The 7,177-nt window shown below is 44.4% G+C and carries 5 protein-coding genes and 1 pseudogene; 1 reads left to right on the top strand and 5 read right to left on the bottom strand.

The annotated features are described in order from the left end of the window. Positions 1-136 precede the first annotated feature (136 nt). From LD39_RS14375 to LD39_RS14355, 5 genes are all read right to left on the bottom strand, one after another. Positions 137-1,279: an acyl-CoA dehydrogenase gene (locus LD39_RS14375; protein WP_035548459.1), complete on the bottom strand. Its 1,143-nt coding sequence runs from the start codon at positions 1,277-1,279 to the stop codon at positions 137-139. 13 nt (positions 1,280-1,292) lie between these two features. Further along, positions 1,293-2,438, bottom strand: a complete 1,146-nt coding sequence (locus tag LD39_RS14370; protein WP_035548457.1) for an acyl-CoA dehydrogenase — start codon at positions 2,436-2,438, stop codon at positions 1,293-1,295. 21 nt (positions 2,439-2,459) lie between these two features. Continuing rightward, entirely contained in the window at positions 2,460-3,311 is an 852-nt protein-coding gene (locus LD39_RS14365) for a 3-hydroxybutyryl-CoA dehydrogenase (RefSeq protein ID WP_035548454.1), read from the bottom strand. Between the two features lie 14 nt (positions 3,312-3,325). Continuing rightward, positions 3,326-4,513, bottom strand: a complete 1,188-nt coding sequence (locus LD39_RS14360; protein WP_035548451.1) for an acetyl-CoA C-acetyltransferase — start codon at positions 4,511-4,513, stop codon at positions 3,326-3,328. Between the two features lie 143 nt (positions 4,514-4,656). Continuing rightward, positions 4,657-6,789: a (Fe-S)-binding protein gene (locus tag LD39_RS14355; RefSeq protein WP_035548448.1), complete on the bottom strand. Its 2,133-nt coding sequence runs from the start codon at positions 6,787-6,789 to the stop codon at positions 4,657-4,659. 204 nt (positions 6,790-6,993) lie between these two features. Here LD39_RS14355 and LD39_RS23610 point away from each other — a divergent pair. Continuing rightward, a pseudogene (locus tag LD39_RS23610) lies at positions 6,994-7,177 on the top strand (cardiolipin synthetase); the annotation flags it as partial.

Genomic DNA, 7,177 nt, shown 5'->3' with positions numbered 1-7,177 from the left:
CCTTTATCTCCTCCAGCTCAGTTGAGTTGCGAAGCCTAGACACTCGAGACATAAGTCATTCGCTGCAGTGGAGAAAGTACACTCCACTTGCACCGCTTGTCTTATGCTTGGCGTGTCTCCCAGGGCGATTTCACACTTAATCTTTCGTTACCATTCTTCCTATGACGAGGCGCTGGATTTCTTGTGTGCCTTCGTAGATTTGGGTAATTTTGGCGTCACGCATGTAGCGTTCGACTGGATAGTCTTTTGTATAGCCATACCCACCATGAACCTGGACGGCTTCTGTCGTGATCTTCATGGCTGCGTCTCCGGCATAAAGTTTCGCCATTGCAGAAGCTTTGGCGTACGGCTTGCCTTCTGATTCTAAGTAAGCGGCCTGGTAGGTTAATAGTCTTGAAGCCTCGATTTGAGTAGCCATGTCTGCGAGCTTAAAGGAAATCCCTTGCAGTGTAGCGATTGGTTTACCAAATTGTTCCCTTTCCTTAGCGTAAGAAACAGACTCATCCAATGCGCCTTGCGCGATGCCAACCGCCTGTGCGGCGATACCGTTACGTCCTCCATCGAGTGTCATCATGGCAATTTTAAATCCTTGCCCCTCTTCTCCAAGAAGATTCTCTTTAGGAACCCTGCAATCTTCAAAAATCAATTCCGTCGTAGGTGAAGAGCGGATCCCTAGTTTCTTCTCTTTTTTCCCGGTCGTGAATCCCGGAGTATCTTTTTCAATAATAAAAGCACTTACTCCACGGCTGCCCGCTTCCGGGTCTGTTTTAGCAAAAACGACGTATAAATCAGCAACACCGCCGTTTGTAATCCATACCTTGTTTCCATTCAATACATAGTGATCTCCATCAAGCTTCGCCTGTGTTCTCATTGAAGAGACATCACTCCCAGCACCTGGTTCAGAAAGTGCATAGGCTCCTAACTTCTCGCCCGACGCTAGTTGGGCCAAATATTTTTTCTTCTGTTCTTCATTACCAAATTTATAGATAGGCCAGCTCGCCAAGGAGATATGAGCTGAAAGCGTCACTCCCGTCGATGCGCAAACCCGGGACAATTCCTCCACCGCAATAACATAGCTCACGAAATCTGAACCGATACCGCCATATTCTTCCGGCCAAGGGATTCCCGTCAATCCAAGCTCAGCCATTTTATCGAAAATTTCCCGATCAAACCTCTCTTCTTCATCACGTTCAGCCGCTGTGGGCTCCACTTCATTTTTGGCAAAATCTCGAACCATCTTACGCAGCATTTGTTGTTCTTCTGTTAAAGTAAAATTCATTCTCTAGTCCTCCTCAATCTCTGATCAAGTGATTGCTAACTACGATACGCTGGATCTCACTTGTTCCTTCATAGATTTCGCAAACTTTGGCATCCCTGAAGAAACGTTCGACCGCATAATCTTCCGTATATCCATATCCTCCGTGGATCTGAACCGCTTCTATAGCCGTATCGACTGCTGTTTTTGAAGCGAATAATTTCGCCATCGACACTTCTTTCCCGCACTTTTCTCCTCGTTGCTGCATAGATGCAGCATTATATACAAGCAATTTAGATGCTTCTACTGCTGTTGCCATGTCAGCAAGCTTGAACGAAATCCCCTGGAGCTTTGCGATCGGCTGACCGAATTGGACACGCTCTTTTGCATAAGCACTCGCATGCTCAAGGGCCGCTTCCGCAATTCCAAGCGATTGAGCAGCGATTCCAATCCTTCCCATGTTTAGGTTAGCAAGTGCAATTTTGTATCCTGCGCCTTCGGTTCCTAATAGTTGAGAAGCTGGGACTTCACATTGATCAAAATTTAACGAAACGGTGCTAGATCCATGCAGTCCCATCTTTTTCTCTGCTTTTCCAATTGAGAAGCCTGGCGTATCTCTCTCAACGATGAATGCACTGAGCCCTTTTCCAGTCGGAACGTCAGCGTTCGTTCTAGCAAATACAATGAATGTATCCGCTTCGCCGCCGTTTGTAATGAACACTTTTGATCCGTTCAGAATATAATTGTCCCCGCGTTTTTCAGCGCGCGTCTTTAAGCTGCTTGCATCCGATCCAGCACTAGGCTCTGTCAGAGCGAACGCTCCTAAATATTCTCCAGAAGCGAGCTTTGGAATATATTTTTGTTTCTGTTCTTCTGTTCCGAAGTACAAAATCGGGTTCGTCCCTACCGATGTGTGTACAGATAAAATCACGCCGAGGGTTGCGCTCACTTTAGAGAGTTCGTGAATGGCGATAATGTATGATGTATAGTCCATTTCTGCTCCACCGTATTTTTCCGGAATGGGGATTCCCATCAATCCGAGCTCCCCCATTTTCGGAAGCAATTCACTTGGAAAACGATCTTCTTTTTCCATACGTTCAACGGCTGGCGCTACTTCCTTCTCCGCAAAGTCCCGCACCATTTTGCGCATCATTTCTTGTTCATCGGTAAACTGCAAATTCATCGTCATTCTCTCCTTCACAAGTTATTCGTAGATGTAAAAACCTCGACCTGATTTCTTCCCTAGCCAGCCTGCCTTAACGTATTTACGAAGCAGCGGACATGGACGATATTTGCTATCTCCAAAGCCTTCGTAAAGAACTTCCATAATGTAAAGGCATGTATCAAGACCGATAAAATCAGCTAATGTCAACGGTCCCATTGGATGGTTCATCCCAAGCTTCATAACGCTATCGACGTCTTCAGGAGAAGCAACCCCTTCGTATACGGTATAAATCGCCTCATTAACCATCGGCATCAAGATCCGATTAGAAACGAAACCAGGAAAATCTTCTACCTCGACAGGCGTTTTGTTCAATTTCTTTGTCATATCTTCAATTGATTGATACGTTTCATCACTCGTCTGGATGGCACGAATGATTTCAACAAGCTTCATAACAGGTACAGGGTTCATGAAGTGCATTCCGATCACTTGTGAAGGACGACTCGTTACTGCAGCAATTTCTGTAATCGGAAGAGACGATGTGTTCGTTGCCAAAATCGCATGGGATGGTGTAATTTCATCAAGACTCTTGAACACCTTAGCTTTCACATCCATATTTTCAACAACGGCTTCAATCACAAGATCGCAATCTGAGGCATCCTCAAGCTTCGTCGTTCCAGAAAGGTGATCCATCGCAGACTTCATTTCAGCTTCTGTCATTCTTCCTTTTTCTACCGCTCGATTCATTCGTTTTTCAATGCCTGCTAATCCCTTGTCCAATGCTTCTTGTTGTAGATCGTTTAATTTTACATTTAGTCCTGACTGAGCAAAAACCTGGGCGATCCCCGCACCCATTTGTCCTGCTCCAATGACCATGACTTGATTGATTGTCATTTATCGTTCCTCCTCTATTGCTTCGGTACTTCGATTAAGACAGCATCTCCTTGACCTCCGCCTGAACAAATGGCAGCAATTCCAAGTCCGCCTCCCCGACGTTTGAGTTCATAAGCTAATGTAAGTAAAATTCTTGCTCCACTCGCGCCGATTGGGTGTCCAAGAGCAACAGCGCCACCGTTGACGTTCACTTTTTCAGGATCAAGCCCCGCAATTTTGCCGCTTGCCAGAGATACAGCTGCAAATGCTTCGTTCACTTCGAACAAATCAATTTCATCTATGGATTTCCCTGCTTTTTCGAGAAGTTTGTTAATTACAAGTCCTGGCGTTTGCGGGAAATCTTGAGCTTCTACAGCCACTTCATCGTGTGCCAAAATTGTAGCTAACGTCTCAGCACCAATCTCCTTAGCCTTTTCATCTGACATCAGCAGCATCGCACACGCTCCATCATTAACCCCTGGCGCATTACCTGCTGTGATCGTTCCGTTCTTATCGAAGACAGGACGTAATTTCGATAAGGCTTCGATCGTCGTATCTTTTCTAGGTGCTTCATCACGTTCCACTGAAACTGGATCACCTTTTCTCTGAGGCACTGCAACAGGAACGATTTCCTCAGCCATTGTCCCTTCCTCTATGGCTTTCACAGCGCGCTGATGACTGCGATATGACCATTCATCCTGTGCTTCACGAGTAAGCTCGAACTCTTCTGCTGTTCGATTTCCGTAGTTGCCCATATGGACATTTTCAAAAGAACAAGTCAATCCATCATGGACCATCATATCTTTCACAGGAGAATCCCCCATGCGTAATCCCCATCGTGCTTTTGGCATAAAGTATGGTGCGTTGCTCATGCTTTCCATTCCGCCAGCTACGATGACCTCTTCATCTCCAAGCCGAATAAACTGATCCGCCATCGTCACACTTCTCATTCCAGATGCACACACTTTATTGATCGTTTCGGTTTTCACATCCCATGGGATTCCTGCTTCACGAGAAGCCTGACGAGATGGCAGCTGGCCTTGACCACCCTGAAGTACAGACCCCATGATGACTTCGTTCACATCTTCAGCATTGAAATTCCCACGCTTCAACGCTTCTTTAATCACAATGCCCCCAAGCTGTGCAGCCGTTAACGGAGCCAATGCCCCTCCGAATTTCCCAAAAGGTGTTCGTGCTCCTGAAACGATTACTGTTTTACGCATGTTTGATTTCCTCCCTTTATTGATAACGCTTTCAAAATTGGCGATTGAACGCTCGCTCAATTTTGCCCCATAAGGAAAGTGTACCTAAAATAGTGTACACTTTCCACAATTTTCACAATGTTTAGTTGATATTTTACAAAAAATTACGCTGTTTTTTCTTCTGTTGCTTCAAAAATGGATTTAGCTAAGATCTCAGCAATATCCATAGTACTTACATCTTCTTCAACTTCTTTTGCTTTCGTCCCGTCTGACAGCATTGTTAAACAGAATGGGCATCCGCTTGAGATCATTGTTGGTTCGACTTCTAGCGCTTGTTCTGTACGAGCGACGTTTACACGGTTACCTGATTTTTCTTCCATCCACATCATTCCGCCGCCGGCTCCACAGCACATACCGTTGGAACGATTACGTTTCATCTCAACCACTTCCACCCCAGGAATCATTTCAAGTACTTCACGAGGCGGCTGATACACTTCGTTGTAACGTCCTAAATAACAGCTATCGTGGTATGTGATGCGCTCTTTGACCACACCTTCTGGTTTCAGCAACCCTTCTTTCAACCACTTCGATAGCATTTCTGTATGGTGGTAAACTTCTGCTTCTAAGCCAAAATCCGTGTACTCATTTTTGAAAATATTGTAAGCGTGCGGGTCAATTGTAATGATTTTCTTTACATCATGCTTGTTGAACTCTTTCATGTTTTTCTCTGCAAGCTCCTGGAACAAAAATTCATTCCCCATTCGGCGAGCCGTATCACCCGAGTTTTGTTCTTTGTTACCAAGAATTGCAAACTTGATTCCCGCTTTGTTCATAAGCTTCGCAAACGCCATAGCGATTTTCTGACTGCGGTTATCGTAGGAGCCCATAGAGCTTACCCAGAATAAGTATTCAAATTCTTCGCCTGACTTTTTCAATTCTTTAACAGTTGGAATATGAACATCTTCGTCAAGGTTACGCCAATCTTCACGTTCTTTCTTCGATAGACCCCAAGGGTTCCCTTGTCGTTCGATATTCATCATTGCACGCTGACCATCAGCATCCATTTTCCCTTCTGTAAGAACTAAGTAACGACGAAGGTCAATGATTTTATCAACATGCTCATTCATTACAGGGCAAGCGTCTTCACAGTTACGGCAAGTTGTACATGCCCATAATTCCTCTTCTGTAATGACATCGCCGATAAGGCTTTTGTTCTGAACGGCATCCAAAGAGGCAGCGGCTTCATCTGACCCTTGCGAACGAGCCATCTGAGCAAGAGTGTTCCCCTCTGTACCTGAGAACGCATATTGCGGCACCCACGGTGATTGGCCGGTCACAGCAGCTCCCTTTTCGGTCAAATGATCACGAAGCTTGATAATTAGATCCATTGGAGAGAGCATTTTTCCTGAACCAGAAGCTGGACAAACATTTGTACAGCGTCCACACTCCACACATGCATAGAAGTCAATCATTTGCAGCTGATTGAAATCCTCAATTTTTCCAACTCCGAAAGATACATCCTCTTCATCCGCCTCTTCATCGATTTCAAAATCAATAGGCTTCAGTTTTCCTGGAGGCTCTTCACGACTGAGGAAAACATTCACTGGTGCAGCGAGCAAGTGAGCATGCTTGGATTGCGGCACGTACACAAGGAACGTCAATAAGATTAGTAAGTGGATCCACCACATAATGAAGAACACAGTAGCGGCGGCCGCTGGCGGAAACCACGAGAAAGCGCTTGCAATTAAGGTCGCAATGGGTTCTGTCCACGCGCCTTCATGACCGTGCCAAATCAATCCCATTCCGTTTCCGACTAGGACACTGACCATTAGTCCTCCGATAAATATAAGTACAAGACCTGCTTTAAATCCGCGTTTCAAGCGGACAAGCTTTTCAATATAACGACGATAAAATGCCCAAATAACAGCAACTAGAATCGTCAGTGTGACTAATTCTTGGAAAAATGTGAACCCTGGATACAACGGTCCTAATGGTAAATGTGAATCAGGAGCTAGTCCTTTCCAAATGAAATCAATCGCACCAAATTGCACAAGAAGAAATCCATAAAACATCATGACGTGAATAGCGCCTGATTTTTTATCTTTCAAAAGTTTTTTCTGACCAAAAACGTAAATCCATATCTTCTGCAATCGTCGTTTGATTTCCCCATCAAACTCGAATTTCTTACCCATTTTGATGTAAGCGATCCGTGTACGAACGACTCGTACAAACAGATACAACCCGTAGATCGTTACACCAAGGAACAATATCCAGTTTGCCAGTAACAACGGATTCATTTGTTCTCCCCCTCTTTATTATCATCGCGGAAAAAGCGACTCTCCTTTTTACGGATCAGAAACATGAAAATTTTCTGAATCTTATAGCTTTACTATAAATTATGAATGAGCATTCAGTCAACATGTTTTCATCTTTTTTCATGTGGTAAATTGACGGATTAGGGGAAACTATAGTGAATCTTTCTTCGAGGAGTTGAAAACGAAATGGTAATTGGCGTAGTCATTATTTTACTTATTATCTTTATTTTACTGCTCCTATTGGATTTTAAAATGGGACGAAATAACCATCAGAAGCACCCCCGCCTGATTCATAGTAAAAAAACAACCGGAAATTACGAAATTTTCTCAAACGGCAAACCCTTTTACGAGCGTCTCTTTCAGGATATCT

The sequence above is a fragment of the Halobacillus sp. BBL2006 genome (assembly GCF_000786645.1).
Taxonomy (GTDB): Bacteria; Bacillota; Bacilli; order Bacillales; family Halobacillaceae; genus Halobacillus.
Note: the sequence above shows the minus strand (reverse complement) of the source record. Positions and strands in the feature narration are given on the sequence as shown.